The 25710-nt window shown below is 57.3% G+C and carries 26 protein-coding genes; 21 read left to right on the top strand and 5 right to left on the bottom strand.

The genetic code is table 11. From position 1 onward, the window contains the following. Nucleotides 1-5: 5 nt before the first annotated feature. Both ACOTY5_RS20095 and rsmD read right to left on the bottom strand, forming a co-directional pair. Nucleotides 6-287: a DUF1145 family protein gene (locus ACOTY5_RS20095; RefSeq protein WP_015571478.1), complete on the bottom strand. Its 282-nt coding sequence runs from the start codon at nucleotides 285-287 to the stop codon at nucleotides 6-8. Next, the gene (rsmD, locus tag ACOTY5_RS20090) at nucleotides 271-873 is read right to left on the bottom strand and encodes a 16S rRNA (guanine(966)-N(2))-methyltransferase (RefSeq protein ID WP_015571477.1); all 603 of its coding nucleotides are present in this window, start codon (nucleotides 871-873) and stop codon (nucleotides 271-273) included. The genes ACOTY5_RS20095 and rsmD overlap by 17 nt, the downstream gene beginning before the upstream one ends. 127 nt (nucleotides 874-1000) lie before the next feature. On the opposite strand from rsmD, the gene ftsY reads away from it, so the two are divergent. From ftsY to livJ, 6 genes are all read left to right on the top strand, one after another. Beyond that, the gene (gene ftsY / locus ACOTY5_RS20085; protein ID WP_045142184.1) at nucleotides 1001-2461 is read left to right on the top strand and encodes a signal recognition particle-docking protein FtsY; all 1461 of its coding nucleotides are present in this window, start codon (nucleotides 1001-1003) and stop codon (nucleotides 2459-2461) included. A 2-nt stretch (nucleotides 2462-2463) separates the two neighbouring features. Continuing rightward, nucleotides 2464-3129: a cell division ATP-binding protein FtsE gene (gene ftsE / locus ACOTY5_RS20080; protein ID WP_006812284.1), complete on the top strand. Its 666-nt coding sequence runs from the start codon at nucleotides 2464-2466 to the stop codon at nucleotides 3127-3129. Beyond that, nucleotides 3122-4177 (top strand): permease-like cell division protein FtsX, encoded by a 1056-nt coding sequence (gene ftsX / locus ACOTY5_RS20075; RefSeq protein WP_017384126.1) that lies wholly within the window; start codon nucleotides 3122-3124, stop codon nucleotides 4175-4177. Before ftsE ends, ftsX begins: the two co-directional genes overlap by 8 nt. 250 nt (nucleotides 4178-4427) lie before the next feature. Further along, the gene (gene rpoH / locus ACOTY5_RS20070) at nucleotides 4428-5285 is read left to right on the top strand and encodes an RNA polymerase sigma factor RpoH (protein ID WP_000159624.1); all 858 of its coding nucleotides are present in this window, start codon (nucleotides 4428-4430) and stop codon (nucleotides 5283-5285) included. A 136-nt stretch (nucleotides 5286-5421) separates the two neighbouring features. Further along, entirely contained in the window at nucleotides 5422-6687 is a 1266-nt protein-coding gene (locus tag ACOTY5_RS20065) for a 4-aminobutyrate--2-oxoglutarate transaminase (protein ID WP_032655388.1), read from the top strand. Nucleotides 6688-6884: 197 nt separating this feature from the next. Beyond that, a complete protein-coding gene (gene livJ / locus ACOTY5_RS20060; protein WP_074132685.1) occupies nucleotides 6885-7985 on the top strand; it encodes a branched chain amino acid ABC transporter substrate-binding protein LivJ in 1101 nt (366 codons plus the stop codon). A gap of 162 nt (nucleotides 7986-8147) precedes the next feature. Here livJ and panM read toward each other — a convergent pair whose 3' ends face one another. After that, complete coding sequence (gene panM, locus ACOTY5_RS20055; RefSeq protein WP_015571473.1) at nucleotides 8148-8531, bottom strand: aspartate 1-decarboxylase autocleavage activator PanM; 384 nt, start codon at nucleotides 8529-8531, stop codon at nucleotides 8148-8150. Between the two features lie 424 nt (nucleotides 8532-8955). Here panM and livK point away from each other — a divergent pair, with 424 nt between their 5' ends. From livK to ugpQ, 10 genes are all read left to right on the top strand, one after another. Beyond that, the gene (livK, locus tag ACOTY5_RS20050; RefSeq protein WP_023295547.1) at nucleotides 8956-10065 is read left to right on the top strand and encodes a high-affinity branched-chain amino acid ABC transporter substrate-binding protein LivK; all 1110 of its coding nucleotides are present in this window, start codon (nucleotides 8956-8958) and stop codon (nucleotides 10063-10065) included. 46 nt (nucleotides 10066-10111) lie between these two features. After that, complete coding sequence (gene livH / locus ACOTY5_RS20045; protein WP_003861540.1) at nucleotides 10112-11038, top strand: high-affinity branched-chain amino acid ABC transporter permease LivH; 927 nt, start codon at nucleotides 10112-10114, stop codon at nucleotides 11036-11038. Then, complete coding sequence (locus ACOTY5_RS20040; protein ID WP_003861542.1) at nucleotides 11035-12312, top strand: high-affinity branched-chain amino acid ABC transporter permease LivM; 1278 nt, start codon at nucleotides 11035-11037, stop codon at nucleotides 12310-12312. Before livH ends, ACOTY5_RS20040 begins: the two co-directional genes overlap by 4 nt. Beyond that, nucleotides 12309-13073 carry a high-affinity branched-chain amino acid ABC transporter ATP-binding protein LivG gene (gene livG / locus ACOTY5_RS20035; protein ID WP_003861544.1) on the top strand — a complete coding sequence of 255 codons (765 nt, stop codon included), beginning with the start codon at nucleotides 12309-12311 and terminating at the stop codon, nucleotides 13071-13073. The genes ACOTY5_RS20040 and livG overlap by 4 nt, the downstream gene beginning before the upstream one ends. A gap of 1 nt (nucleotide 13074) precedes the next feature. Continuing rightward, nucleotides 13075-13788, top strand: a complete 714-nt coding sequence (gene livF / locus ACOTY5_RS20030; RefSeq protein ID WP_015571469.1) for a high-affinity branched-chain amino acid ABC transporter ATP-binding protein LivF — start codon at nucleotides 13075-13077, stop codon at nucleotides 13786-13788. Between the two features lie 247 nt (nucleotides 13789-14035). Continuing rightward, entirely contained in the window at nucleotides 14036-15352 is a 1317-nt protein-coding gene (gene ugpB, locus ACOTY5_RS20025) for a sn-glycerol-3-phosphate ABC transporter substrate-binding protein UgpB (RefSeq protein WP_017384128.1), read from the top strand. 102 nt (nucleotides 15353-15454) lie between these two features. Continuing rightward, the gene (gene ugpA / locus ACOTY5_RS20020; protein ID WP_003861551.1) at nucleotides 15455-16342 is read left to right on the top strand and encodes a sn-glycerol-3-phosphate ABC transporter permease UgpA; all 888 of its coding nucleotides are present in this window, start codon (nucleotides 15455-15457) and stop codon (nucleotides 16340-16342) included. Then, the gene (gene ugpE, locus ACOTY5_RS20015) at nucleotides 16339-17184 is read left to right on the top strand and encodes a sn-glycerol-3-phosphate ABC transporter permease UgpE (RefSeq protein WP_015571468.1); all 846 of its coding nucleotides are present in this window, start codon (nucleotides 16339-16341) and stop codon (nucleotides 17182-17184) included. Before ugpA ends, ugpE begins: the two co-directional genes overlap by 4 nt. A gap of 1 nt (nucleotide 17185) precedes the next feature. Next, the gene (locus ACOTY5_RS20010) at nucleotides 17186-18256 is read left to right on the top strand and encodes a sn-glycerol-3-phosphate import ATP-binding protein UgpC (protein WP_015571467.1); all 1071 of its coding nucleotides are present in this window, start codon (nucleotides 17186-17188) and stop codon (nucleotides 18254-18256) included. Then, on the top strand, nucleotides 18253-18993 hold the full coding sequence (gene ugpQ / locus ACOTY5_RS20005; protein WP_017693848.1) for a glycerophosphodiester phosphodiesterase: 741 nt from the start codon (nucleotides 18253-18255) through the stop codon (nucleotides 18991-18993). The genes ACOTY5_RS20010 and ugpQ overlap by 4 nt, the downstream gene beginning before the upstream one ends. On the opposite strand, the gene ACOTY5_RS20000 is transcribed toward ugpQ, so the two are convergent. Continuing rightward, nucleotides 18983-19354: a DUF2756 family protein gene (locus ACOTY5_RS20000; RefSeq protein WP_017384131.1), complete on the bottom strand. Its 372-nt coding sequence runs from the start codon at nucleotides 19352-19354 to the stop codon at nucleotides 18983-18985. The two genes, ugpQ and ACOTY5_RS20000, sit on opposite strands and share 11 nt — an antisense overlap. A gap of 122 nt (nucleotides 19355-19476) precedes the next feature. Here ACOTY5_RS20000 and ggt point away from each other — a divergent pair, with 122 nt between their 5' ends. Then, entirely contained in the window at nucleotides 19477-21222 is a 1746-nt protein-coding gene (gene ggt, locus ACOTY5_RS19995) for a gamma-glutamyltransferase (protein WP_015571464.1), read from the top strand. An 87-nt stretch (nucleotides 21223-21309) separates the two neighbouring features. Here ggt and yhhY read toward each other — a convergent pair whose 3' ends face one another. Beyond that, nucleotides 21310-21798 carry an N-acetyltransferase gene (gene yhhY, locus ACOTY5_RS19990; protein WP_015571463.1) on the bottom strand — a complete coding sequence of 163 codons (489 nt, stop codon included), beginning with the start codon at nucleotides 21796-21798 and terminating at the stop codon, nucleotides 21310-21312. Nucleotides 21799-22109: 311 nt separating this feature from the next. Between yhhY and ACOTY5_RS19985 the strand changes: the two genes are divergently transcribed. The 4 genes from ACOTY5_RS19985 to gntK all read left to right on the top strand — a co-directional run bounded on the left by ACOTY5_RS19985 (nucleotide 22110) and on the right by gntK (nucleotide 25707). Beyond that, complete coding sequence (locus ACOTY5_RS19985; RefSeq protein ID WP_017693850.1) at nucleotides 22110-23147, top strand: oxidoreductase; 1038 nt, start codon at nucleotides 22110-22112, stop codon at nucleotides 23145-23147. A gap of 123 nt (nucleotides 23148-23270) precedes the next feature. Next, nucleotides 23271-23966 carry a pirin family protein gene (locus ACOTY5_RS19980; protein ID WP_003861565.1) on the top strand — a complete coding sequence of 232 codons (696 nt, stop codon included), beginning with the start codon at nucleotides 23271-23273 and terminating at the stop codon, nucleotides 23964-23966. A 91-nt stretch (nucleotides 23967-24057) separates the two neighbouring features. Beyond that, entirely contained in the window at nucleotides 24058-25053 is a 996-nt protein-coding gene (gene gntR, locus ACOTY5_RS19975) for a gluconate operon transcriptional repressor GntR (protein ID WP_003861567.1), read from the top strand. A gap of 126 nt (nucleotides 25054-25179) precedes the next feature. After that, a complete protein-coding gene (gene gntK, locus ACOTY5_RS19970) occupies nucleotides 25180-25707 on the top strand; it encodes a gluconokinase (protein WP_003861569.1) in 528 nt (175 codons plus the stop codon). Nucleotides 25708-25710: the final 3 nt, after the last annotated feature.

Raw genomic sequence — 25710 nt, 5'->3', positions numbered from 1 at the left:
GCACTTTACTTCTTCACCTGCGCCTTAAACTTCTTCATCCACACCAGCAGCTCAAACACGCCGAAAATAAACACCCGCAGCTGCTGCCAGCCGGTCATCGGTGGGCCATCTTTCGGCAGACCGTTTTTCAGCATTACCATCTGCAAGGCATGCATGAACGCGGTAAAAATCAGCGCCACGTTAATAAAGATATTCAGCGGGCGCGGGAACGGGTGCACCAGATTCAAAATCAAAAATGCCCAGACGCCCAGCATCAGTACGCGCCCTACGTTAATCAGTACTGGCATCGGATCCTCCTTGTGCCTGACGGTGATACAGACGATAAGCCACCTGGCCGGCGACCTTCTCGCGGTGCAGATCCCAGTGAACGGGAACGGGCGGCAGGCCATTTTCCACTTCGCTTTCAACGTAAATCAGCGCGTCGTCTGCCAGCCAGCCATTTTTTTCCAGCAACGATAATGTCTCTTCCAGCAGCCCTTTACGGAACGGCGGGTCAACAAACACCACGTTGAACGGCGTCCCCTGTTGGGCGAGGAAGCTCAGCGTGTTGGTATTCACCACTTTCGCGTTGGTTGCCTTCAGCGTAGCCAGATTTTGCTGCAACGTCTGCGCGACGCCGCGCTCCATCTCCAGCAGCGTGGCGCTGGCGGCATAACGCGACAGCGCTTCCAGCCCCAATGCACCGCTTCCGGCGAAGCAGTCCAGGCAGTTGGCGTCTACCATAGACGGGGCGAGCCAGTTAAACAGCGTCTCGCGAACGCGGTCCGTGGTGGGGCGTAAACCGGGGCTGTCCGGCACCGGTAATTTCCGGCCTCGCCACTGACCGCCGATAATGCGAATTTGACCGGCCGGGGCGCGGGTGGGTTTCTTCATCTCAGGAAAGCTCTGTTAACCATTGCCCTGCGATTGCGGGCGGTGATGTCAATTAAGTAAAGTGTTAGACTATTTCATCATTTTTTTAGCTTCCCTGTATATAGCGCCGCGAGGAGTGTAGTCGCAGATGGCAAAACAAAAAAAACGTGGCTTCTTTTCCTGGTTGGGTTTCGGTGAAAAAGAGCAAGAAACAGAACAGAAAACCGAAGAACAGCAGGTTGTAGAAGAGCCGTCACAGCCTGAAACGCCTGTCGAAACCGCTGCGGTTGTCGAAGCGGAAGAGCCAGCCCACAGCAAAGAAGAGATTGAATCCTTTGCCGAAGAGGTGGTTGAGGTTACTGAACAGGTTCAGGAGAGCGAAAAACCAGAGCCGGTTATCGTTGAAACCCTTAACGAAGCGCCGCAGGCCACTATCGAACACGAAGAGCTGCCGCTGCCGGAAGAGGTGAAAGCTGAAGAGGTTTCTGCCGAAGAGTGGCAGGCCGAAGCGGAAACCGTTGAAATTGTTGAGGCGGTGGAAGAAGAAGCGGCCCTTGAGCCAGAGCTGACCGACGAAGAGCTGGAAGCCCAGGCGCTGGCGGCGGAAGCGGCTGAAGAAGCGGTCATCGTCGTGCCGGTGGAAGCGCAGGCCGAAGAAGAGATCGTTCAGGAGCAGGAAAAACCGACCAAAGAAGGTTTCTTCGCGCGCCTGAAACGCAGCCTGCTCAAAACCAAAGAAAACTTAGGTTCCGGATTTATCAGTCTGTTCCGCGGCAAGAAGATCGACGACGATCTGTTTGAGGAGCTGGAAGAGCAACTGCTGATTGCGGACGTGGGTGTGGAAACCACCCGGAAGATCATCACTAACCTGACCGAAGGGGCGAGCCGCAAGCAACTGCGTGACGCCGAGGCGCTGTACGGCCTGCTGAAAGACGAGATGGGTGAAATTCTCGCAAAAGTTGACGAACCGCTTAATATTGAAGGCAAAATGCCCTTTGTTATTCTGATGGTTGGCGTCAACGGCGTGGGTAAAACCACCACCATCGGCAAGCTGGCGCGCCAGTTCGAGCAGCAGGGCAAATCGGTGATGCTGGCGGCGGGTGATACCTTCCGTGCGGCAGCGGTGGAACAGCTCCAGGTGTGGGGCCAGCGCAACAATATCCCGGTCATTGCCCAGCACACCGGCGCGGATTCCGCCTCCGTGATTTTCGATGCTATCCAGGCGGCGAAGTCGCGTAACGTGGACGTGTTGATTGCGGATACCGCAGGGCGTTTGCAGAACAAATCGCACCTGATGGAAGAACTGAAGAAAATCGTTCGCGTCATGAAGAAGCTGGACGAAGATGCACCGCATGAAATTATGCTGACTATCGACGCCAGCACCGGGCAGAACGCCATTAGCCAGGCGAAGCTGTTCCATGAAGCGGTAGGACTGACCGGGATCACGCTGACCAAGCTGGACGGGACCGCGAAAGGCGGGGTGATCTTCTCCGTGGCCGACCAGTTCGGCATTCCTATCCGTTACATCGGTGTGGGCGAGCGTATTGAGGATTTACGTCCGTTTAAAGCGGACGACTTTATTGAGGCACTATTTGCCCGAGAGGACTAACAATGATTCGCTTTGAACACGTCAGCAAGGCCTATCTCGGCGGGAGACAAGCGCTACAGGGGGTGACATTCCACCTCCAGCCAGGCGAGATGGCATTCCTGACCGGCCATTCCGGCGCGGGGAAAAGTACCCTGCTCAAGCTGATCTGTGGGATCGAGCGGCCAAGCGCCGGGAAAATCTGGTTCAGCGGCCATGAAATTAGCCGTCTTAAGAACCGTGAAGTGCCGTTCCTGCGTCGTCAGATTGGCATGATTTTCCAGGATCACCATCTGCTGATGGATCGCACGGTTTTCGATAACGTCGCGATCCCGCTGATTATTGCTGGCGCCAGTTACGATGATATCCGCCGTCGCGTTTCGGCGGCGCTGGATAAGGTCGGGCTGCTGGACAAAGCGAAGAACTTCCCGATCCAGCTCTCCGGCGGTGAGCAGCAGCGCGTGGGTATCGCCCGCGCGGTAGTGAACAAGCCTGCCGTTTTGCTGGCGGATGAACCGACCGGTAACCTGGACGATGCCCTCTCTGAAGGGATCCTGCGTCTGTTTGAGGAATTTAACCGCGTGGGGGTCACGGTACTGATGGCGACGCACGACATGGGGCTGATCTCCCGCCGTTCGTACCGCATGCTGACCCTGAGCGACGGGCATTTGCACGGAGGCCACGGTGAATAAGCGTGATGCAATGAACCAGATTCGGCAGTTCAGCAACCGGTTTGACCGTTTCCGCAAGCCTCAGGGCGGCGGGGACGGCAATCGCAATGCGCCTAAGCGTGCCAAAGCGGCACCGAAACCGAACTCCCGCAAAACCAACGTCTTTAACGAGCAGGTGCGGTACGCCTTCCAGGGCGCGTTGCAGGATCTGAAAAGCAAACCGCTGGCGACGTTCCTGACGGTGATGGTGATTGCCATCTCCCTGACGCTGCCCAGCGTCTGCTACATGGTTTACAAAAACGTAAACCAGGCGGCGTCCCAGTACTATCCGTCGCCGCAGATCACCGTTTATCTGGATAAAGCCCTCGACGATAACGCGGCGGCTCAGGTGGTGGGGCAGATTCAGGCCGAGCAGGGCGTGGAGAAGGTGAACTATCTTTCCCGCGATGAAGCGCTGGGTGAGTTCCGCAACTGGTCCGGATTCGGCGGCGCGCTGGATATGCTTGAAGAGAACCCGCTGCCCGCGGTGGCGGTGGTGATCCCGAAACTCGATTTCCAGGGCACGGATTCGCTCAACACCCTGCGCGACCGCATTACCCGCATTAACGGGATTGATGAAGTGCGCATGGACGACAGCTGGTTTGCCCGTCTTGCCGCCCTGACCGGGCTGGTAGGACGCGTGTCGGCGATGATCGGCGTGCTGATGGTGGCGGCGGTGTTCCTCGTCATCGGTAATAGCGTGCGCCTGAGCATCTTCGCCCGTCGCGATACCATCAACGTGCAGAAACTGATTGGCGCAACGGATGGTTTCATCCTCCGCCCGTTCCTTTACGGCGGCGCGTTATTAGGTTTTTCTGGTGCATTTCTTTCATTGATATTGTCAGAAATTTTGGTGATGCGGCTGTCGTCTGCCGTGACTGAAGTGGCGCAGGTTTTCGGAACTAAGTTTGATATCAGTGGCTTAGGGTTCGATGAGTGCCTGCTGTTGCTGCTGGTGTGCTCCATGATCGGCTGGGTGGCGGCATGGCTGGCAACGGTTCAACATTTACGCCACTTTACTCCCGACTAATAAAAGCGTGATATAATCTTTCCCTGCACCGAGATGTTCGCTTGCAGGGAAAGCGTCCCTGTTGTCACTTCCCCTGTAATCATCTTCATGTCACATTTTGTGCGTAATTTATTCACTGTTGCACCTGGAACTTGTGGATAAAATCACTGTCTGATAAAAGAGTGAATGCTAATCTCGTTGCTCAAACGCTTTGGCATGGTTGTTGCCTGACGGGGACAACCTGGACCAGAAGAAACATTGAGAGGAATGAATGACCAAAGAAATGCAAACTTTAGCTTTAGCCCCTGTTGGTAACCTGGAATCTTACATCCGGGCTGCGAACACCTGGCCGATGTTAACGGCTGAGGAAGAAAAGGAGCTTGCTGAAAAGCTGCATTACCAGGGCGATCTGGAAGCAGCTAAAACGCTGATCCTGTCTCACCTGCGCTTTGTTGTTCACGTTGCTCGTAATTATGCGGGCTACGGCCTGCCGCAGGCGGACCTGATTCAGGAAGGTAACATTGGCCTGATGAAGGCGGTACGTCGCTTTAACCCGGAAGTGGGTGTGCGACTCGTCTCCTTCGCCGTGCACTGGATCAAAGCGGAAATTCACGAATACGTCCTGCGTAACTGGCGTATTGTGAAAGTCGCCACGACGAAAGCGCAGCGCAAACTGTTCTTCAACCTGCGTAAAACCAAGCAGCGTCTGGGCTGGTTCAATCAGGATGAAGTGGAAATGGTGGCGCGCGAGCTGGGCGTTTCCAGCAAAGACGTCCGCGAGATGGAATCCCGTATGGCCGCGCAGGACATGACGTTTGATATGTCTGCCGACGATGACGCGTCCGACAGCCAGCCGATGGCCCCGGTTCTGTATCTACAGGATAAAACCTCTAACTTTGCTGACGGCATTGAAGAGGATAACTGGGAAGACCAGGCGGCGAACAAGCTGACCTTCGCGATGGAAGGCCTCGACGAGCGTAGCCAGGATATTATTCGTGCCCGCTGGCTGGACGAAGATAACAAGTCCACGTTGCAGGAACTGGCCGACCGCTACGGCGTCTCCGCTGAACGTGTGCGTCAGCTTGAGAAAAACGCCATGAAAAAACTTCGCGCCGCTATCGAAGCGTAATTTCCGCGAAGTACACCGAGAACCCTCGAATGCAAATTCGGGGGTTTTGTTTTTTTAGCGCCCGCTCTGGCGAATTTCTTCCCCCTGGCAAACACTTACTGATGCGCTAAGCAGGCGACTTTCAGAGGGTGACAGGGTGAAAAATAACGAACTGAACGACCGGCGTTTACAGGCGACGCCGCGCGGTATCGGCGTCATGTGTAACTTCTATGCCGATAAAGCCGAAAACGCCACGGTGTGGGACGTGGAAGGTAACGAGTATATTGATTTTGCCGCCGGGATCGCCGTGCTGAATACCGGGCATCGCCATCCTAAAGTTATCGCCGCCATCGAAAAACAGCTTCACGCCTTTACCCATACCGCTTATCAAATCGTCCCCTATGAAGGTTATGTGGCGCTTGCCGAGCGCATCAACCAGCGCGTACCCATAGAGGGGCCAGCCAAAACCGCCTTCTTCTCAACGGGGGCGGAAGCGGTCGAAAACGCGGTGAAAATCGCCCGCGCGTACACCAGACGTCCCGGCCTTATCACCTTCGGCGGCGCGTTCCACGGCCGTACCTTTATGACCATGGCGATGACCGGCAAAGTGGCGCCCTATAAGCTCGGCTTCGGCCCGTTCCCCGGCTCGGTGTACCACGCGCAATTCCCCAACAGCCTGCACGGGGTTAGTACCGCCGAAGCGCTAAAAAGCCTGGAGCGCATCTTCAAAGCCGATATCGCGCCCGATCAGGTGGCGGCAATCATTATTGAACCGGTTCAGGGCGAGGGCGGGTTCAACGTCGCGCCCGCTGATTTTATGCAGGCGCTGCGTGCCCTGTGTGATACCCACGGGATTTTACTGATTGCCGACGAAGTGCAAACCGGCTTCGCCCGTACCGGCAAGCTGTTCTCCATGGAAAACCACTGCGTGAAGCCCGATCTGATCACCATGGCGAAAAGCCTGGCGGGCGGGATGCCGCTCTCTGCCGTCTCTGGCCGGGCGGAGGTGATGGATGCGCCCGCCCCGGGCGGGCTGGGCGGAACCTACGCGGGTAACCCGCTGGCGATTGCGGCGGCCCATGCGGTGCTGGATGTGATTGACGAGGACGATCTCTGCACCCGCGCGGCGCATCTAGGGCATCATCTAGTCGAGGTGCTGAATAAAGCGAAGGATGGCTGTCCGTATATCGCCGATATCCGTGGGCAGGGCTCGATGGTGGCGGTAGAATTTACCGATCCGCAAACCGGACAGCCGTCGCCCGAATTTACCCGTCAGGTTCAGGAGCGCGCGTTGAACGAAGGGCTGCTGCTTTTGAGCTGCGGCGTTTACGGCAACGTTATTCGCTTCCTCTACCCGCTCACCATCCCCGAAGTGCAGTTCCGTAAAGCGCTGGATATTATTTCCGCCTCGCTGACACGATAAAGCCAAAAGCCCGGCTGAAATGACAGTTGGGCTTATCATATTTTCATTTCAAATTAGCTATTCCAAAATCATAAAAATGGGGTATGTTTTAGCAGAGTATGCTGAAAAAGCGCGAACAGCACGCCTATAACTGAAATAAAGCGCTACACGACAACATCACAACAATCGTTATAACCATAATAATGGGGAATCTCAGGATGAACATGAAGGGTAAAGCGTTACTGGCAGGATGTATCGCGTTGGCATTCAGCACTATGGCCCAGGCCGATATTAGAGTGGCTGTGGTGGGCGCGATGTCCGGTCCGGTAGCACAGTACGGCGACCAGGAATTTACCGGCGCGGAACAGGCGGTTGCAGACATTAATGCTAAGGGCGGCATCAAGGGCGAAAAGCTGCAAATCGTAAAATATGACGATGCCTGTGACCCGAAACAGGCGGTCGCGGTGGCGAACAAAGTGGTAAACGACGGGATCAAATACGTTATCGGTCACCTGTGCTCCTCTTCCACCCAGCCCGCGTCTGACATCTACGAAGACGAAGGCATTCTGATGATCACGCCGGCCGCGACGGCGCCAGAGCTGACCGCGCGCGGCTATAAGCTGATCCTGCGTACCACCGGTCTGGACTCCGATCAGGGGCCAACCGCCGCGAAATACATCGTGGAAAAAGTGAAGCCGCAGCGCATCGCGATTGTTCATGACAAACAGCAGTACGGCGAAGGCCTGGCCCGTGCGGTGCAGGATAACCTGAAAAAAGCGAACGCCAACGTGGTGTTCTTTGACGGTATCACCGCCGGTGAGAAAGACTTCTCGACCCTGGTCGCGCGTCTGAAGAAAGAAAATATCGATTTCGTTTACTACGGCGGCTACCACCCGGAAATGGGGCAGATCCTGCGCCAGGCGCGTGCGGCGGGTCTGAAGACGCAGTTCATGGGGCCAGAAGGTGTCGCGAACGTTTCCCTGTCTAATATCGCGGGTGAATCCGCTGAAGGGCTGCTGGTGACCAAACCGAAGAACTACGACCAGGTGCCTGCGAACAAACCTGTTGTCGATGCCATCAAGGCGAAGAAACAGGATCCAAGTGGTGCGTTCGTCTGGACCACCTACGCAGCGTTGCAGTCTCTGCAAGCGGGCCTGAACCAGTCAGCCGATCCGGCGGAGATTGCCACCTGGCTGAAAGCGAACTCGGTGGAAACCGTGATGGGGCCGCTGTCCTGGGATGAGAAGGGCGATTTGAAGGGCTTCGAGTTCGGCGTGTTTGACTGGCATGCCAACGGCACGGCGACTGACGCAAAATAAACGCAAAAAGGCAACGCAAGTTGCCTTTTTTAATGTTTTCTCCCTCTCCCCGTGGGAGAGGGCCGGGGTGAGGGCATCAGCCCGCTCAGCCCTCTTTTGCCCGGTGGCGCTTCGCTTACCGGGCCTACTATGAGCACCTCGCAGCCGCCACCCGGCTTTCTTTTAGCGCTTCTCCCACCCGTTCGCCTGCGCCGTAAACCCTAACGCCTGCATAAACGCCGCCATCACGCCGCGATCCTCTACGCCCACGTCGGCCATCCACCAGGAGGTTACGCTCGGGTTTTCGCGGATCACCTCTTCAATTAAATACTGCCCGACCCCGCGACGACGGGTCACGTCGCGCACGCGCAGGGAGTCCAGCGCCCCTTCCGTGCCGCTCAGCGTTACGCGGACGGCGGCCAGCAGACGTTCATTAAAACGCGCGGCATAGATGCGGTGGTTTTCATCGACGGCCAGCGATGAAGGGGAATATTCCGGCCAGATCTTGCCCAGGTCGATACGATCCTGGTCGCTAAAGGTCACCAGACGCACGATAGTCAGTTTCATTAGCTGCTTGTCCAAATCAAAAAGAGTAGGGCCAGTGTACTCAATTTATTTGCTCAGGCGCTTTCTCTTTTTCTTCCCATTTACCAGGTGATTAGTTTTTTGGCAGCGCGATGGGCAGTTTGAAAACACATGGATCGAAAAATAAGCAGAATTTTAACCTGAAGGGCAGTGATTTATTCGGCGCTTTGTACCGTTATTTTATGCTGCAAACCGCGCTTTTATTTGTTTATCTCCGCCTGATTTCAGAATATTATCTTTGCTTAATCGCCTGAAAAATAGAGATTTTAGTCTGGTTTTTGACAAAAAACTGCGCTAAACCATTAAAGGCACTGGTAAAAATAGCGTTGTTCATAAAAAGTACAGAATGCTTTTTAACCATAATAAAACAAAATATAAACATGACATCACGAATGGGGATTCAGAGATGAAAAGGAACGCGAAGACGTTAATCGCGGGGATGGTCGCACTGTCGATCTCGCATGCCGCTATGGCAGACGACATTAAAGTTGCGGTAGTGGGGGCGATGTCCGGCCCTGTTGCCCAGTGGGGTGACATGGAGTTCAACGGCGCGCGTCAGGCCATCAAAGATATCAACGCCAAAGGCGGCATCAAAGGCGACAAGCTGGTAGGCGTGGAGTATGACGACGCCTGCGATCCAAAACAGGCCGTCGCGGTCGCCAACAAAATCGTTAACGACGGTATCCAGTACGTCATCGGGCACCTGTGTTCCTCCTCCACGCAGCCAGCGTCTGATATCTACGAAGACGAAGGCATTCTGATGATCACCCCGGGTGCCACCAACCCGGAACTGACCCAGCGCGGCTACCAGCACATCATGCGTACCGCCGGTCTGGACTCCTCTCAGGGGCCAACCGCCGCCAAATACATCCTTGAAACCGTTAAGCCGCAGCGTATCGCCATCATCCATGATAAGCAGCAGTACGGCGAAGGCCTGGCGCGTTCCGTGCAGGATGGCCTGAAAAAAGGCGGCGCAAACATCGTCTTCTTCGACGGCATTACCGCTGGTGAGAAAGACTTCTCCGCGCTGATCGCCCGCCTGCAAAAAGAGAATATCGACTTCGTTTACTACGGCGGCTACTACCCGGAAATGGGGCAGATGCTGCGCCAGGCGCGCGCCACCGGCCTGAAAACCCAGTTTATGGGGCCAGAGGGCGTCGGTAATGCCTCCCTGTCCAACATCGCGGGCGATTCTGCCGAAGGCATGCTGGTGACGATGCCAAAACGCTATGACCAGGATCCGGCGAATAAGGCTATCGTGGATGCGCTCAAGGCGCAGAAGAAAGATCCGAGCGGTCCGTACGTCTGGATCACCTACGCGGCCGTGCAGTCTCTGGCCACCGCGCTGGACCGTACCGGCAGTAAAGAGCCGCTGGATCTGGTGAAAGATTTAAAAGCACACGGGGCGAACACCGTGATTGGGCCGCTGAACTGGGATGAGAAAGGCGATCTGAAGGGATTTGAGTTTGGTGTCTTTAAGTGGCACGCCGACGGGTCTTCCTCGGTCGCCAAATAATCATCCCACCGCCCGGCTCACCGGGCGGGTATAAAAAGGTTTTCTTATGTCCGAGCAGTTTCTCTACTTCTTGCAGCAGATGTTTAACGGCGTCACGCTGGGAAGCACCTACGCGCTGATCGCCATCGGCTACACGATGGTTTACGGCATTATCGGCATGATCAACTTCGCCCACGGCGAGGTGTACATGATCGGTAGCTACGTCTCCTTTATGATTATCGCCGCGCTGATGATGATGGGCATCGACAGCAGCTGGCTGCTGGTGGCCGCCGGGTTTGTCGGCGCGATTGTGATCGCCAGCGCCTACGGCTGGAGTATTGAACGGGTGGCCTACCGGCCGGTGCGCAGCTCCAAACGCCTGATCGCGCTAATCTCCGCCATCGGTATGTCCATTTTCCTGCAAAACTACGTCAGCCTGACCGAAGGTTCACGCGACGTGGCGCTGCCAAGCCTGTTTAACGGCCAGTGGATTGTGGGGGCCAGCGAAAACTTCTCTGCCTCTGTCACCACCATGCAGCTGGTGATCTGGGTTGTGACCTTTATTGCCATGCTGGCCCTGACCCTGTTCATCCGCTACTCCCGCATGGGACGCGCCTGCCGCGCCTGCGCGGAAGATCTGAAGATGGCGAGCCTGCTCGGGATTAACACCGACCGCGTGATTGCCCTGACCTTCGTGATCGGCGCAGCGATGGCGGCGGTGGCTGGCGTGTTGCTCGGCCAGTTCTACGGCGTAATCAACCCGTACATCGGCTTTATGGCCGGGATGAAAGCCTTCACCGCGGCGGTACTGGGCGGCATCGGCAGCATTCCGGGCGCGATGATCGGCGGCCTGATCCTGGGCGTGGCCGAAGCGCTCTCCTCGGCGTACCTGAGCACCGAATATAAAGATGTGGTGTCGTTTGCCCTGCTGATTCTGGTGCTGCTGGTCATGCCTACCGGTATTCTGGGCCGTCCGGAGGTAGAGAAAGTATGAAACCGATGCATTTTGCGATGGCGCTGCTCTCTGCCGCCATGTTCTTCGTCCTGGCGGGCGTCTTTATGGGCGTCCAGTTAGGACTGGACGGCACGAAGCTGGTGGTGGATACCGCTCCCGACATCCGCTGGCAGTGGGTGTTTATCGGCACCGCGGTGGTGTTCTTGTTCCAGCTGTTGCGTCCGCTGTTCCAGAAGACGCTGAAAAACGTCTCCGGGCCGAAATTCGTCCTGCCGGCGATCGACGGTACAACGGTGAAACAGAAGCTGTTCCTGGTGGCGCTGCTGGTGGCTGCCGTAGCGTGGCCGTTTATGGTCTCGCGCGGGACGGTGGATATTGCCACCCTGACCATGATCTACGTGATTCTGGGGCTCGGTCTGAACGTGGTGGTGGGGCTGTCTGGCCTGCTGGTGCTGGGCTACGGCGGGTTCTACGCCATCGGCGCTTACACCTTCGCGCTGCTGAACCACTATTACGGCCTCGGCTTCTGGACCTGTCTGCCGCTGGCGGGGCTGGTCTCTGCCGCGGCGGGCTTCCTGCTCGGCTTCCCGGTGCTGCGCCTGCGCGGTGACTATCTGGCGATTGTGACCTTAGGCTTCGGCGAAATCGTCCGTATTCTGCTGCTCAACAATACCGAAGTGACCGGCGGTCCGAACGGCATCAGCCAGATCCCGAAACCGACCTTCTTCGGCCTGGAGTTCAGCCGTACCGCCCGTGAAGGCGGCTGGGATACCTTCAGCAATTTCTTTGGCATCAAGTACGATCCGTCCGACCGCGTGATCTGGCTCTATCTGGTGGCGCTGCTGCTGGTGGTGATTACCCTGTTCGTGATCAACCGTCTGCTGCGCATGCCGCTGGGCCGCGCGTGGGAAGCGCTGCGCGAAGATGAGATCGCCTGCCGCTCCCTGGGCCTGAACCCGACCCGCATCAAGCTGACCGCATTTACCATCAGCGCCGCGTTTGCCGGTTTCGCCGGGACGCTGTTTGCCGCACGTCAGGGCTTCGTCAGCCCTGAATCGTTCACCTTTGCCGAATCCGCCTTTGTGCTGGCGATTGTGGTGCTCGGTGGAATGGGCTCGCAGTTCGCCGTGATCCTCGCGGCTATCCTGCTGGTGGTCTCCCGCGAGCTGATGCGCGACTTTAACGAATACAGCATGTTAATGCTGGGTGGTTTGATGGTGCTGATGATGATCTGGCGTCCGCAGGGTCTGCTGCCGATGACCCGTCCACAGCTGAAGCTGAAACGCACACAGGCGAAAGGAGAGCAGGCATGAAGCCTTTATTATCCGTTAACGGCCTGATGATGCGTTTTGGCGGCCTGCTGGCGGTCAACAATGTGAATCTGGATCTGCACAAGAAAGAGATTGTCTCCCTGATTGGCCCGAACGGCGCGGGAAAAACCACGGTCTTTAACTGTTTGACCGGCTTCTACAAGCCGACGGGCGGCACCATCATGCTGCGCGACCAGCACCTTGAAGGGCTGCCGGGCCAGCAGATTGCCCGCATGGGCGTGGTGCGTACCTTCCAGCACGTGCGTCTGTTCCGCGAGATGACGGTGATTGAGAACCTGCTGGTGGCACAGCATCAGCAGCTGAAAACCGGGCTGTTCTCCGGCCTGCTGAAAACCCCGGCCTTTCGCCGCACGCAGGAGGAGGCGCTCGACCGCGCCGCGACCTGGCTCGACCGTATCGGCCTGCTCCAGCACGCTAACCGTCAGGCGAGCAACCTCGCTTACGGGGATCAGCGTCGCCTTGAGATCGTGCGCTGTATGGTGACCCAGCCGGAGATCCTGATGCTCGACGAACCAGCGGCAGGTCTCAATCCGAAAGAGACCAAAGAGCTGGACGAGCTGATTGCCGAGCTGCGCGACCATCACGACACCACCATCCTGCTGATTGAGCATGACATGAAGCTGGTGATGGGCATTTCGGACCGTATCTACGTGGTAAACCAGGGCACGCCGCTGGCAAACGGCACGCCGGAAGAGATCCGCAACAACCCGGACGTGATCCGCGCATACCTTGGTGAGGCATAAGATGGAAAAAGCGATGTTAACGTTCGACAAGGTCAACGCGCACTACGGCAAGATCCAGGCGCTGCACGACGTCAGCCTGCACATCAATCAGGGCGAAATCGTCACCCTGATTGGCGCCAACGGCGCGGGTAAAACCACGCTGCTCGGCACCCTGTGCGGCGACCCGCGCGCCACCAGCGGGCGGATTGTGTTTGACGGCAAAGATATTACCGACTGGCAGACGGCTAAGATCATGCGTGAAGCGGTGGCGATTGTCCCGGAAGGGCGCCGCGTATTCTCCCGCATGACGGTGGAAGAGAACCTGGCGATGGGCGGTTTCTTCGCCCATCGGGATGAATTCCAGACCCGCATCAAGTGGGTGTACGAACTCTTCCCGCGCCTGTGGGAGCGTCGTATTCAGCGAGCGGGCACTATGTCCGGCGGCGAGCAGCAGATGCTGGCGATTGGCCGCGCGCTGATGAGCCAGCCGCGCCTGCTGCTGCTGGACGAGCCGTCGCTTGGTCTTGCGCCGATCATTATCCAGCAGATCTTCGACACCATCGAGCAGTTGCGCAAAGAGGGGATGACCATCTTCCTCGTCGAGCAGAACGCCAACCAGGCGCTGAAGCTCGCCGACCGTGGCTACGTGCTGGAGAACGGGCGCGTGGTGCTCTCCGATACCGGTGACGCGCTGCTGGCGAACGAGGCGGTGCGGAGCGCGTACCTGGGCGGCTAAGCCGTCTGTGTTGCCCGGTGGCGCTGCGCTTACCGGGCCTACAGGGATCGACCAGGCCGGGTAAGGCGTAGCCGCCACCCGGCTTTTTTAACCACTACACCCCTTCACACAACCATCATCCCCCTGACGCCTGGCTGTCACTTATCTGTAAACAAACAGTTATTTTTCTGTCATTCGAGCATGTCATGTTACCTCGCGAGCATAAAACGCGTGATATCGCGCATCCGGCACAATAAGAGAGATGACAATGACATCGTTACGACACACAGCTTTGGGTCTGGCACTGGGTCTGGCTTTTGCGACGAACGCAATGGCTGTGACCACCATTCCGTTCTGGCATTCCATGGAAGGGGAGTTGGGTAAAGAGGTTGACTCCCTGGCGCAGCGTTTCAACGACACCCACCCGGATTACAAAATTGTGCCGGTGTACAAAGGCAACTACGAGCAGAGCCTGAGCGCGGGCATCGCCGCCTTCCGTACCGGTAACGCGCCTGCGCTGTTACAGGTTTATGAAGTGGGCACCGCGACAATGATGGCCTCCAAAGCCATCAAGCCGGTGTACGAGGTGTTCAAAGAGGCGGGCATTAACTTTGACGAATCCCAGTTCGTACCGACCGTAGCGGGTTACTACACCGATTCCAGAACCGGCCATCTGCTGTCCCAGCCGTTTAACAGCTCCACGCCGGTGCTGTATTACAACAAAGACGCCTTCAAAAAAGCCGGTTTAGATCCGGAGCAGCCGCCAAAAACCTGGCAGGATCTGGCGGAGTACACCGCGAAGCTGAAAGCGGCGGGGATGAAGTGCGGCTACGCCAGCGGCTGGCAGGGCTGGATCCAGATTGAAAACTTCAGCGCCTGGCACGGCCTGCCGGTTGCCACCCAAAATAACGGCTTCGACGGTACCGACGCGGTGCTGGAGTTCAACAAGCCGGAGCAGGTGAAGCACATCGCGCTGCTGGAAGCACTCAACAAGAAGGGCGACTTCAGCTACTTCGGGCGTAAAGACGAATCCACCGAGAAGTTCTACAACGGCGACTGTGCCATTACTACCGCCTCGTCCGGCTCGCTGGCGGATATACGTCACTATGCCAAATTCAACTACGGCGTGGGCATGATGCCGTACGACGCTGACGTTAAAGGCGCGCCGCAAAACGCCATCATCGGCGGGGCGAGCCTGTGGGTGATGCAGGGTAAAGACAACGGCACCTACAAAGGCGTGGCCGAGTTCCTCGACTTCCTGGCGAAGCCGGAAAACGCCGCCGAGTGGCACCAGAAGACCGGCTATCTGCCGATCACCAAAGCCGCGTACGACCTGACCCGCGAGCAGGGCTTCTATAGCAAAAACCCAGGGGCGGACATCGCGACGCGCCAGATGCTGAACAAGCCGCCGTTGCCGTTCACCAAAGGCCTGCGTCTGGGCAACATGCCGCAGATCCGCACCATCGTCGATGAAGAGCTGGAAAGCGTGTGGACCGGTAAGAAAACCCCACAGCAGGCGCTGGACTCTGCGGTAGAGCGCGGAAATCAGCTGCTGCGCCGCTTTGAGCAGTCGACCAAATCGTAAAAAAATGCCCGGTGGCGCTGCGCTTACCGGGCCTACGACGTGCCCCATGTAGGCCGGGTAAGGCGTAGCCGCCACCCGGCAATGTTCAGGAACCTAATCTCAATGTCCTCATCCCGTCCGGTGTTCCGTTCCCGCTGGCTGCCGTACCTGTTGGTCGCACCGCAGCTGGTCATCACCGTTATCTTCTTTATCTGGCCTGCGGGCGAAGCGCTGTGGTACTCGGTACAAAGCGTGGATCCGTTCGGGCTTTCCAGCCAGTTTGTCGGGCTGGACAACTTTACCGCGCTGTTCCACGACAGCTACTACCTGGACTCCTTCTGGACGACGATCAAATTCAGTGCGCTGGTCACCGTGAGCGGTCTTGTCGCGTCGCTGTTTTTCGCCGCGCTGGTGGATTACGTGGTGCGCGGCAGCCGTCTGTATCAGACCCTGATGCTGCTGCCCTACGCCGTGGCTCCTGCCGTGGCCGCCGTGCTGTGGATCTTCCTGTTTAACCCAGGGCGCGGGCTGATTACCCACTTCCTGGGCGAGTTTGGCTACGACTGGAACCACGCTCAGAATAGCGGTCAGGCGATGTTCCTGGTGGTGTTCGCCTCGGTGTGGAAGCAGATCAGCTATAACTTCCTGTTTTTCTTTGCCGCGCTACAGTCTATCCCGCGTTCGCTGGTGGAGGCCGCCGCCATCGACGGCGCAGGGCCGGTGCGCCGCTTCTTCCGCCTGTCGCTGCCGCTGATCGCCCCGGTGAGTTTCTTCCTGCTGGTGGTTAACCTCGTGTACGCCTTCTTCGATACCTTCCCGGTGATCGACGCGGCGACCGCAGGCGGTCCGGTGCAGGCGACCACCACGCTGATCTACAAGATCTACCGCGAAGGCTTTGCGGGGTTGGATCTCTCCGCTTCTGCCGCGCAGTCGGTGGTGCTGATGTTCCTCGTCATCATCCTCACGGTGGTGCAGTTCCGCTATGTCGAAAGTAAGGTGCGCTACCAATGATTGAGAACCGTCGTGGGCTGACGATTTTCAGCCATACCATGCTGATTTTAGGGATTATCGTCATCCTGTTCCCACTGTACGTGGCCTTCGTCGCCGCCACGCTGGACACCAAAGCGGTGTTCGACACGCCGATGACGCTGATCCCAGGCGGGCATCTTTTCGAAAACATGAAGACCATCTGGACGCAGGGCGTGGGGGCTAACAGCGCGCCGTTCTGGCTGATGATGCTCAACAGCTTCATCATGGCGTTTGGCATCACCGTTGGCAAAATTACGGTGTCAATGCTTTCGGCGTTCGCCATCGTCTGGTTCCGCTTTCCGCTGCGTAACCTGTTTTTCTGGATGATTTTCATCACCCTGATGTTGCCGGTAGAGGTGCGTATCTTCCCGACGGTGGAGGTGATCGCCAACCTGAAGATGCTCGATAGCTACGCGGGCTTAACCCTGCCGCTGATGGCCTCGGCGACCGCCACCTTCCTGTTCCGCCAGTTCTTTATGACCCTGCCGGACGAGCTGATTGAAGCCGCGCGCATCGACGGGGCCTCGCCGATGCGCTTCTTCCGCGACATCGTGCTGCCGCTGTCGAAAACCAACCTCGCGGCGCTGTTTGTGATCACCTTTATCTACGGCTGGAACCAGTACCTGTGGCCGTTGCTGATCGTTCAGGACGTCAACCTCGGCACCGCCGTGGCAGGCATCAAAGGCATGATCGCCACCGGCGAAGGCACCACCCTCTGGAACCAGGTGATGGCGGCGATGCTGCTCACCCTTATCCCACCCGTAGTCATTGTTTTAGCCATGCAGCGCGCGTTTGTCCGCGGCCTGGTCGATAGCGAGAAATAAGATGGCAGGTTTAAAATTACAGGCAGTAACCAAAAGCTGGGACGGTAAAACCCAGGTCATTCAGCCGCTGACGCTCGACGTGGCGGACGGGGAATTTATCGTGATGGTCGGCCCGTCCGGCTGCGGAAAATCCACCCTGCTGCGTATGGTGGCGGGGCTGGAGCGCGTAACGTCCGGGGATATCTGGATTGACCGCCAGCGCGTCACCGAGATGGAACCCAAAGATCGCGGTATCGCGATGGTGTTCCAGAACTACGCCCTCTATCCGCACATGAGCGTGGAAGAGAACATGGCCTGGGGGCTGAAAATTCGCGGTATGGGCAAAGGTCATATCGACGAGCGCGTAAAAGAGGCCGCGCGCATTCTGGAGCTGGACGGCCTGCTTAAGCGCCGCCCGCGCGAGCTCTCCGGCGGCCAGCGTCAGCGCGTGGCGATGGGGCGCGCCATCGTGCGCGACCCGGCGGTATTCCTGTTCGACGAACCGCTGTCAAACCTCGACGCCAAACTGCGCGTGCAGATGCGCCTTGAGCTACAGCAGCTGCATCGCCGCCTGAAAACCACGTCCCTCTATGTGACTCACGATCAGGTTGAAGCCATGACCCTCGCCCAGCGCGTGATGGTGATGAACAAAGGCATCGCCGAGCAGATTGGCACCCCGGTGGAGGTCTACGAAAAACCGGCCAGCCGTTTTGTGGCGAGCTTTATCGGCAGCCCGGCGATGAACCTGCTGGACGGGCGGATCAATACGGCGGGAACCCACTTCGAGCTGGAAAGCGGGATGGCGTTGCCGATCAACTGGTACTATCGTGGCTACGCCGGGCGTAAGATGACTCTCGGTATCCGCCCGGAGCATATTGGTTTGACGTCTCAGGCGGACGGCGGCGTGCCGCTGGTGATGGATACGCTGGAGATGCTGGGCGCAGACAACCTGGCGCACGGGCGCTGGGGCGAGCAAAAGCTGGTGGTGCGCCTGCCGCATCAGGAGCGCCCGAAGGCAGGCAGCACGCTGTGGCTGCATATGCCGGAAAATCACCTGCACTTATTTGACGGTGAAACAGGACAACGAGTATGAGCAACTGGCCTTACCCCCACATCGTCGCCCACCGTGGCGGCGGTAAACTGGCGCCGGAAAACACCCTGGCGGCAATTGACGTTGGCGCGCGCTACGGCCACACGATGATCGAGTTCGACGCGAAGCTGTCGAAGGACGGCGAAATTTTCCTGCTGCACGACGATAATCTCGAACGCACCAGCAACGGCTGGGGCGTGGCGGGCGAACTGCCGTGGCGTGACCTGCTGAAGGTGGATGCCGGTAGCTGGTACAGCGGCGAATTTAAAGGCGAACCGCTGCCGCTGCTGGCGGAAGTGGCGGACCGCTGTCGTCAACACGGCATGATGGCCAACATCGAAATCAAACCAACCACCGGCACCGGGCCGCTGACGGGTAAAGTGATTGCCCTCGCCGCGCGCGAGCTGTGGGAAGGGATGACCCCGCCGCTGTTGTCGTCCTTTGACATCGACGCGCTGGAAGCCGCACAGGCTGCCGTACCGGAGTTGCCGCGCGGGCTGCTGCTGGATGAGTGGCGAGAAGACTGGCGCGCGCTGACGACCTTCTTAGGCTGCGTGTCGATCCACCTCAACCATAAGCTGCTGGATGAAGTGCGCGTGACGCTGTTGAAGGAGGCCGGTCTGCATATCCTGGTGTATACCGTCAATAAACCCCAGCGTGCAGCCGAGCTGCTGCGCTGGGGCGTGGACAGCATCTGTACCGATGCGATTGACCAGATTGGGCCGAACTTTATTTATTAAGCATACTGCCGTTCTGCTGGGTCGGCAGCATATGCTGCTGACCGCTGCTTTGCGACACCCCGCCCCCTAACATCCCACCGTTTGAGTTTGGCAGCGGCTGCTCCCGCATCTGGCCCTGCTGCACGCGCTGGGTGTTGGTATTCATCTGGTTTTGCAGGTGCTGCTGCTGCACCTGGGTCTGCGTTTTTAACTGCTGATTGAGCATCCCTTTCTGCTGCTGTTGCTGGCTCATCATCTCCGTCTGCATACGCTGCTGGCTCGGAATGACGTAGCCCGGCTGGTTCGGGTTGTTCAGGGTGTTGATTGGCTGTGCGAGCGCGGCGAACGGAAGCAGCGCGGTCAGGATCAGTAATCGTTTCATGGTTATCTCCTCCTTTGAGGCTTCTCTTAAGTTTACCCTGATTCCGGCATAACGATGATTTTTTAAGAGTTGTGAACCAGGCTTAAGCGGGGAATATGGGCCCCTTCACCTGGAGAACAATAATGATGAAACCAACCTTTTTGCGCTGGGTCGCCATCGCTGCGCTGATGGCAGGCGGCACATTTACCGTGGCGGCCAACCCGCCCGCCGCTCCTCCGGTCTCTTACGGCGTGGAGGAGGATGTTTTTCACCCCGTACGGGCGACGCACGGCATGGTGGCCTCGGTTGACGCGCTGGCAACGCAGGTGGGCGTCGATATTCTTAAACAGGGCGGTAACGCGGTGGATGCGGCGGTCGCGGTGGGATATGCGCTGGCGGTGACGCATCCACAGGCGGGGAACCTGGGCGGCGGCGGGTTTATGATGCTGCGCACCAAAGACGGTAAAACCACGGCCATCGACTTCCGTGAGATGGCGCCGAACCAGGCCTCCCGCGATATGTTCCTCGACGATCAGGGCAATCCGGACAGTAAAAAGTCTCTGACCTCGCACCTTGCCTCCGGCACGCCGGGCACCGTTGCGGGCTTCTCGCTGGCGCTGGAAAAATACGGCACGCTGCCGCTGAATAAAGTGGTGCAGCCAGCCATCAAGCTGGCGCGCGACGGCTTCGTCGTCAACGACGCGCTGGCGGACGACCTCAAAACCTACGGCAGCGAAGTTATTCCCAATCATGAGAACAGCAAGGCTATCTTCTGGAAAGACGGCGAGCCGCTGAAAAAGGGCGATAAGCTGGTGCAGAAGGACCTCGCAAAAAGTCTCGAACTGATTGCCGAAAACGGTCCGGACGCCTTCTATAAGGGGCCGATTGCCGATCAGATTGCCGATGAGATGCAGAAGAACGGCGGGCTGATCACCAAAGCGGATCTGGCGGAATATAAGGCGGTGGAGCGCGAGCCGATCAGCGGCACCTATCGCGGCTACGAGGTCTTCTCCATGCCGCCGCCGTCCTCCGGGGGCATTCACATCGTGCAGATCCTCAATATTCTGGAAAACTTCGATATGCACAAGTTCGGCTTCGGTAGTGCCGATGCCATGCAGGTGATGGCGGAGGCGGAGAAGCGCGCCTACGCTGACCGCTCGGAATACCTTGGCGATCCGGACTTCGTGAAGGTGCCGTGGCAGGCGCTGACCAACAAAGCCTATGCCAAATCGATTGCCGACGAGATCGACATCAATAAGGCTAAGCCGTCGAGCGAGATCCGCCCGGGCAAGCTGGCGCCGTATGAAAGTAACCAGACCACCCACTTCTCGGTGGTGGATAAAGACGGTAACGCGGTGGCGGTGACGTACACGCTTAACACCACTTTCGGCACCGGGATTGTGGCGGGCAACAGCGGTATTTTGCTGAACAACGAGATGGATGACTTCTCTGCCAAACCGGGCGTGCCGAACGTCTACGGCCTGGTCGGCGGCGATGCGAATGCGGTCGGGCCGAAGAAGCGCCCGCTGTCGTCCATGTCGCCCACCATCGTGGTGAAAGACGGCAAAACCTGGCTGGTGACCGGCAGCCCTGGCGGGAGCCGGATTATCACAACCGTGCTGCAAATGGTGGTGAACAGTATCGACTTTGGGATGAACGTCGCCGAAGCGACCAATGCGCCGCGTTTCCACCACCAGTGGCTGCCGGACGAGCTGCGCGTGGAGAAGGGCTTTAGCCCGGACACCCTCAAGCTGCTTGAGCAGCGCGGGCAGAAGGTGGCGGTGAAGGAGGCGATGGGCAGCACCCAGAGCATTATGGTCGGGCCGGACGGGGCGCTATTTGGCGCATCGGACCCGCGTTCGGTGGATGATTTAACGGCGGGGTATTGATTTTTTTGCCCGGTGGCGCTGCGCTTACCGGGCCTACAACGGCACGAACGTAGGCCGGGTAAGGCGAAGCCGCCACCCGGCAACAAACTACTTCATACGCGCCATATAATACGCATCCACATACTCGCCGTTGCGCAGGGCGTAGCGCCTGCCGGTGCCTTCAATCTCAAACCCGTGCTTTTTGTACACCGCGATTGCCGGTTCGTTATCCACAAACACCGTTAACTCGATGCGGTCGACGCGCAGCCAGTTGTCGCACATATCGATCATGGTGCGAATCAGTGCGCTGGCCACGCCGCGGTTATGCCACTGCGCGCCAACGCAGATACCGAAATCTGCAACGTGGCTGCGGCGTGGTCGCTGGGCGACATCAATGGTGAGGTGGCCGACCACGATATCATCAATGCAGGCAACCAGCTGTTTAATGCCCGGCTGTTCGCCTAGCCGCATTTGCCACATTTCCATTGAAGGATGAGGAACCTGTAGCGTGTTGTGGTACACCTCCGGCTGGGCGTGGATCTGACGAATGGCGTCGTAATCTTTCGGTTCAGCGTGGCGTATCACTATTTCACTCATTCCTTGTTCCTCAGTCAGTTAAAAGTCCCCTCCAACATCAGTGACTTTAAAAGTTGAGTCAATCGCTATTTTTTGCAAAAAGTGTTGGACAAGTGCGAATGAGAATGATTATTATTGCTCTGCATTCAGGAAGACCTCCTACGGGAACCTGAAAGCACGACATTGCTCACATTGCTTCCAGTATTACTTTAGCCAGCTTCTCGCTGGCTTTTTTTTTGCCCTTTTTCTCCCTCTCCCTGTGGGAGAGGGCTGGGGTGAGGGCAAAACATGCGCTATGGTAAAACTCAGTAACCTTCCAAAAGGACTGAGCCATGACACTACATTGTGCATTTATTGGATTTGGCAAAAGCACCACGCGTTACCACCTTCCGTATGTTCTTAACCGAAAAGAGACCTGGCACGTGGCCCATATCTATCGCCGCCGCGCGAAGCCAGAAGAGCAGTCTCCGCAGTATTCCCATATTCATTTCACCAGCGATCTTGATGAGGTGCTTAACGACCCGCAGGTGAAGCTAGTGGTGGTCTGTACCCACGCCGACAGCCACTTTGACTACGCGAAACGCGCGCTGGAAGCAGGTAAAAACGTGCTGGTGGAAAAGCCGTTCACCCCGACCATCGCCGAAGCGAAGGAGCTGTTCGCGCTGGCGAAAAGCAAAGGGCTGACCGTCACGCCGTACCAGAACCGTCGCTTTGACAGCTGCTTCCTGACGGCAAAAAAGGCAATTGAAAGCGGCAAACTCGGCGAGATCGTGGAAATCGAAAGCCACTTCGATTACTACCGCCCGGTGGCGGAAACCCAGCCCGGACTGCCGCAGGACGGATCTTTCTACGGTCTCGGTGTGCACACCATGGACCAGATCATCTCCTTGTTTGGCCGCCCGGACCACGTGGCGTATGACATCCGCAGCCTGCGCAATAAGGCCAACCCGGACGATACCTTTGAAGCGCAGCTGTTCTACGGCGACCTGAAAGCCATCGTAAAAACCAGCCATCTGGTGAAAATCGACTACCCGAAATTTATCGTTCACGGCAAGAAAGGCTCCTTTATCAAGTACGGTATTGACCAACAGGAGACCAGCCTGAAGGCCAATATCATGCCGGGTGAACCGGGCTTTGCGGCAGATGATTCCGTGGGCGTGCTGGAGTACGTGAACGACGAGGGCCTGGCGGTCAGGGAAGAGCTGAAGCCGGAAACGGGCGACTATGGACGCGTCTACGATGCGCTGTATGACACCCTCACCACCGGCGCGCCGAATTATGTCAAGGAATCTGACGTTCTGACCAATCTGGAAATCCTTGAGCGGGCCTTTGAACAGGCTTCTCCTGCCACGGTAACCCTCGCCAGATAAGCAAAAACGGCTCCTCTGCGCTTGTTCTAAATTTTTGAACAGAGGAGTCAATTTTCACCCTCTATGATCCCAGGGCGTTTGCGTCCACACTTACTCCATCGAAACGAACTGAGGGTGAAAACAATGATCTACTTACGCAAAGCAAACGAACGTGGTCACGCGAATCATGGCTGGCTGGACTCATGGCATTCATTCTCGTTTGCCGACTACTACGACCCGAACTTTATGGGCTTCTCCGCACTGCGCGTGATTAACGACGACGTGATTGATGCAGGCCAGGGCTTCGGTACCCACCCGCACAAAGACATGGAAATCCTGACCTATGTGCTGGAAGGGGCGGTTGAGCACCAGGACAGCATGGGCAACAAAGAGCAGGTTCCGGCGGGCGAGTTCCAGATTATGAGCGCGGGTACCGGGGTGCGTCACTCTGAGTACAACCCGAGCAAAACGGAAAAACTGCACCTGTATCAAATCTGGATCATTCCAGAAGAGACCGGCATCACGCCACGCTACGAGCAGCGCCGCTTCGACGCGAAACAGGGCAAACAGCTGGTGCTGTCCCCGGATGCGCGTGAAGGTTCCCTGAAAGTGCATCAGGATATGGAGCTGTACCGCTGGGCGCTGGCGAAAGATGAACAGTCTGTACACCAGATTGCCGCTAACCGCCGCGTGTGGATCCAGGTGGTGAAAGGTGAAGTGTCCATCAACGGCACCAAAGCGACAACCGCCGATGGCCTGGCAGTCTGGGATGAGCAGGCGCTCTCCGTGCATGCCGACAGCGAAAGTGAAATTCTGCTGTTTGACCTGCCGCCGGTCTAAATAATTTCTCAACCTTCCCTTTAAACGGGGAAGGTTGAGCTTTGTCCGTGATAAACTGAGCAAATCTCTCACTTCAAGATTTCTCAGGACGATGAAAAAGAAACGCCCCGTACTTCAGGATGTCGCCGATCGCGTCGGTGTGACCAAAATGACGGTCAGCCGTTTTTTACGTAACCCGGAACAGGTTTCCGTGGCGTTGCGTGGCAAGATTGCCGCCGCCCTTGATGAACTGGGTTATATCCCCAACCGCGCGCCCGATATTCTCTCCAATGCGACCAGCCGTGCGGTGGGCGTCCTGCTTCCTTCCTTAACCAACCAGGTATTCGCCGAAGTGCTGCGTGGCATTGAAAGCGTCACCGATGCGTTTGGCTATCAGACCATGCTCGCCCACTACGGGTACAAGCCGGAACTGGAAGAGGAACGTCTTGAATCGATGCTTTCCTGGAACATCGACGGCCTGATTTTAACGGAACGTACTCACACCCCGCGCACGCTGAAAATGATTGAAGTGGCAGGCATTCCGGTGGTGGAACTGATGGACAGCCAGTCGCCGTGCCTCGACATCGCCGTGGGGTTCGATAACTTTGAAGCGGCGCGTCAGATGACGGCGGCGATCATCGCCCGCGGTCATCGCCATGTGGCCTATCTGGGTGCGCGTCTGGATGAACGTACTATCATCAAACAGAAGGGATACGAGCAGGCGATGCTCGACGCCGGTTTAACCCCGTACAGCGTGATGGTGGAGCAATCTTCTTCTTACACGTCGGGTATTGAGCTGATGCGTCAGGCGCGACGCGAGTATCCGCAACTGGACGGTATTTTCTGCACCAACGATGACCTTGCGGTCGGCGCCGCGTTTGAGTGCCAGCGTCTGGGTTTAAAAATCCCGGATGATATGGCGATTGCCGGCTTCCACGGCCACGACATTGGCCAGGTGATGGAGCCGCGTCTGGCGAGCGTCCTGACCCCGCGTGAACGCATGGGCCGCATTGGCGCAGAACGCCTGCTGGCGCGCATTCGTGGTGAGGCAGTTACCCCGAAAATGTTAGATTTAGGTTTCACCTTGTCACCGGGTGGATCTATTTAATCCGACAAATTTGAAGTAGCTCACACTTATTCACTTCGCGCACGTTTGGATATTGCTTCTCATATGCCCCGGCAGGACAATGTTACCGATAACTGTTACCCGTAACAATTGACTGAGGGACACCCTTTGAGCACGACTAATCACGATCACCACGTTTACGTCCTGATGGGCGTGTCCGGTAGCGGTAAATCTGCCGTGGCGAGCGAAGTGGCGCATCAACTCCAGGCTGCGTTTCTTGATGGTGACTTCCTCCATCCGCGCAGCAACATCATGAAAATGGCTTCCGGCGAGCCGCTGAACGACGACGACCGCAAACCATGGTTGCAGGCGCTGAATGACGCCGCGTTCGCGATGCAGCGCACCAATAAAGTCTCCCTGATCGTCTGTTCCGCACTGAAAAAAACCTATCGCGACCTGCTGCGCGACGGCAACCCGAACCTCTCTTTCATCTACCTGAAAGGTGATTTCGGGGTGATTGAAAGCCGCCTGAAGGCGCGTAAAGGCCACTTCTTCAAAACCCAAATGCTGGTAACGCAGTTCGAAGCGTTGCAGGAGCCGGGAGCTGACGAACAGGATGTCTTAGTGGTTGATATCGATCAGCCGCTGGAAGGTGTTGTTGCCAGCACCATCGAGGTTATTAATAAAAGGCAGTAAGTT

Source organism: Enterobacter cloacae complex sp. SHL018 (assembly GCF_049237905.1).
GTDB classification, from domain to species: domain Bacteria; phylum Pseudomonadota; class Gammaproteobacteria; order Enterobacterales; family Enterobacteriaceae; genus Enterobacter; species Enterobacter hormaechei_C.
The sequence above is the reverse complement of the archived record's forward strand: the minus strand, read 5'-3'. Positions and strand labels throughout refer to the sequence as shown.

Excerpts from the sequence above, each read along its gene's own strand:
- ACOTY5_RS20095 (WP_015571478.1), bottom strand. The coding sequence starts at position 287 with ATGCCAGTACTGATTAACGTAGGGCGCGTACTGATGCTGGGCGTCTGG.
- rsmD (WP_015571477.1), bottom strand. The coding sequence starts at position 873 with ATGAAGAAACCCACCCGCGCCCCGGCCGGTCAAATTCGCATTATCGGC.
- ftsY (WP_045142184.1), top strand. The coding sequence starts at position 1,001 with ATGGCAAAACAAAAAAAACGTGGCTTCTTTTCCTGGTTGGGTTTCGGT.
- ftsE (WP_006812284.1), top strand. The coding sequence starts at position 2,464 with ATGATTCGCTTTGAACACGTCAGCAAGGCCTATCTCGGCGGGAGACAA.
- rpoH (WP_000159624.1), top strand. The coding sequence starts at position 4,428 with ATGACCAAAGAAATGCAAACTTTAGCTTTAGCCCCTGTTGGTAACCTG.
- livJ (WP_074132685.1), top strand. The coding sequence starts at position 6,885 with ATGAACATGAAGGGTAAAGCGTTACTGGCAGGATGTATCGCGTTGGCA.
- panM (WP_015571473.1), bottom strand. The coding sequence starts at position 8,531 with ATGAAACTGACTATCGTGCGTCTGGTGACCTTTAGCGACCAGGATCGT.
- livK (WP_023295547.1), top strand. The coding sequence starts at position 8,956 with ATGAAAAGGAACGCGAAGACGTTAATCGCGGGGATGGTCGCACTGTCG.
- livH (WP_003861540.1), top strand. The coding sequence starts at position 10,112 with ATGTCCGAGCAGTTTCTCTACTTCTTGCAGCAGATGTTTAACGGCGTC.
- ACOTY5_RS20040 (WP_003861542.1), top strand. The coding sequence starts at position 11,035 with ATGAAACCGATGCATTTTGCGATGGCGCTGCTCTCTGCCGCCATGTTC.
- livG (WP_003861544.1), top strand. The coding sequence starts at position 12,309 with ATGAAGCCTTTATTATCCGTTAACGGCCTGATGATGCGTTTTGGCGGC.
- livF (WP_015571469.1), top strand. The coding sequence starts at position 13,075 with ATGGAAAAAGCGATGTTAACGTTCGACAAGGTCAACGCGCACTACGGC.
- ugpB (WP_017384128.1), top strand. The coding sequence starts at position 14,036 with ATGACATCGTTACGACACACAGCTTTGGGTCTGGCACTGGGTCTGGCT.
- ugpA (WP_003861551.1), top strand. The coding sequence starts at position 15,455 with ATGTCCTCATCCCGTCCGGTGTTCCGTTCCCGCTGGCTGCCGTACCTG.
- ugpE (WP_015571468.1), top strand. The coding sequence starts at position 16,339 with ATGATTGAGAACCGTCGTGGGCTGACGATTTTCAGCCATACCATGCTG.
- ACOTY5_RS20010 (WP_015571467.1), top strand. The coding sequence starts at position 17,186 with ATGGCAGGTTTAAAATTACAGGCAGTAACCAAAAGCTGGGACGGTAAA.
- ugpQ (WP_017693848.1), top strand. The coding sequence starts at position 18,253 with ATGAGCAACTGGCCTTACCCCCACATCGTCGCCCACCGTGGCGGCGGT.
- ACOTY5_RS20000 (WP_017384131.1), bottom strand. The coding sequence starts at position 19,354 with ATGAAACGATTACTGATCCTGACCGCGCTGCTTCCGTTCGCCGCGCTC.
- ggt (WP_015571464.1), top strand. The coding sequence starts at position 19,477 with ATGATGAAACCAACCTTTTTGCGCTGGGTCGCCATCGCTGCGCTGATG.
- yhhY (WP_015571463.1), bottom strand. The coding sequence starts at position 21,798 with ATGAGTGAAATAGTGATACGCCACGCTGAACCGAAAGATTACGACGCC.
- ACOTY5_RS19985 (WP_017693850.1), top strand. The coding sequence starts at position 22,110 with ATGACACTACATTGTGCATTTATTGGATTTGGCAAAAGCACCACGCGT.
- ACOTY5_RS19980 (WP_003861565.1), top strand. The coding sequence starts at position 23,271 with ATGATCTACTTACGCAAAGCAAACGAACGTGGTCACGCGAATCATGGC.
- gntR (WP_003861567.1), top strand. The coding sequence starts at position 24,058 with ATGAAAAAGAAACGCCCCGTACTTCAGGATGTCGCCGATCGCGTCGGT.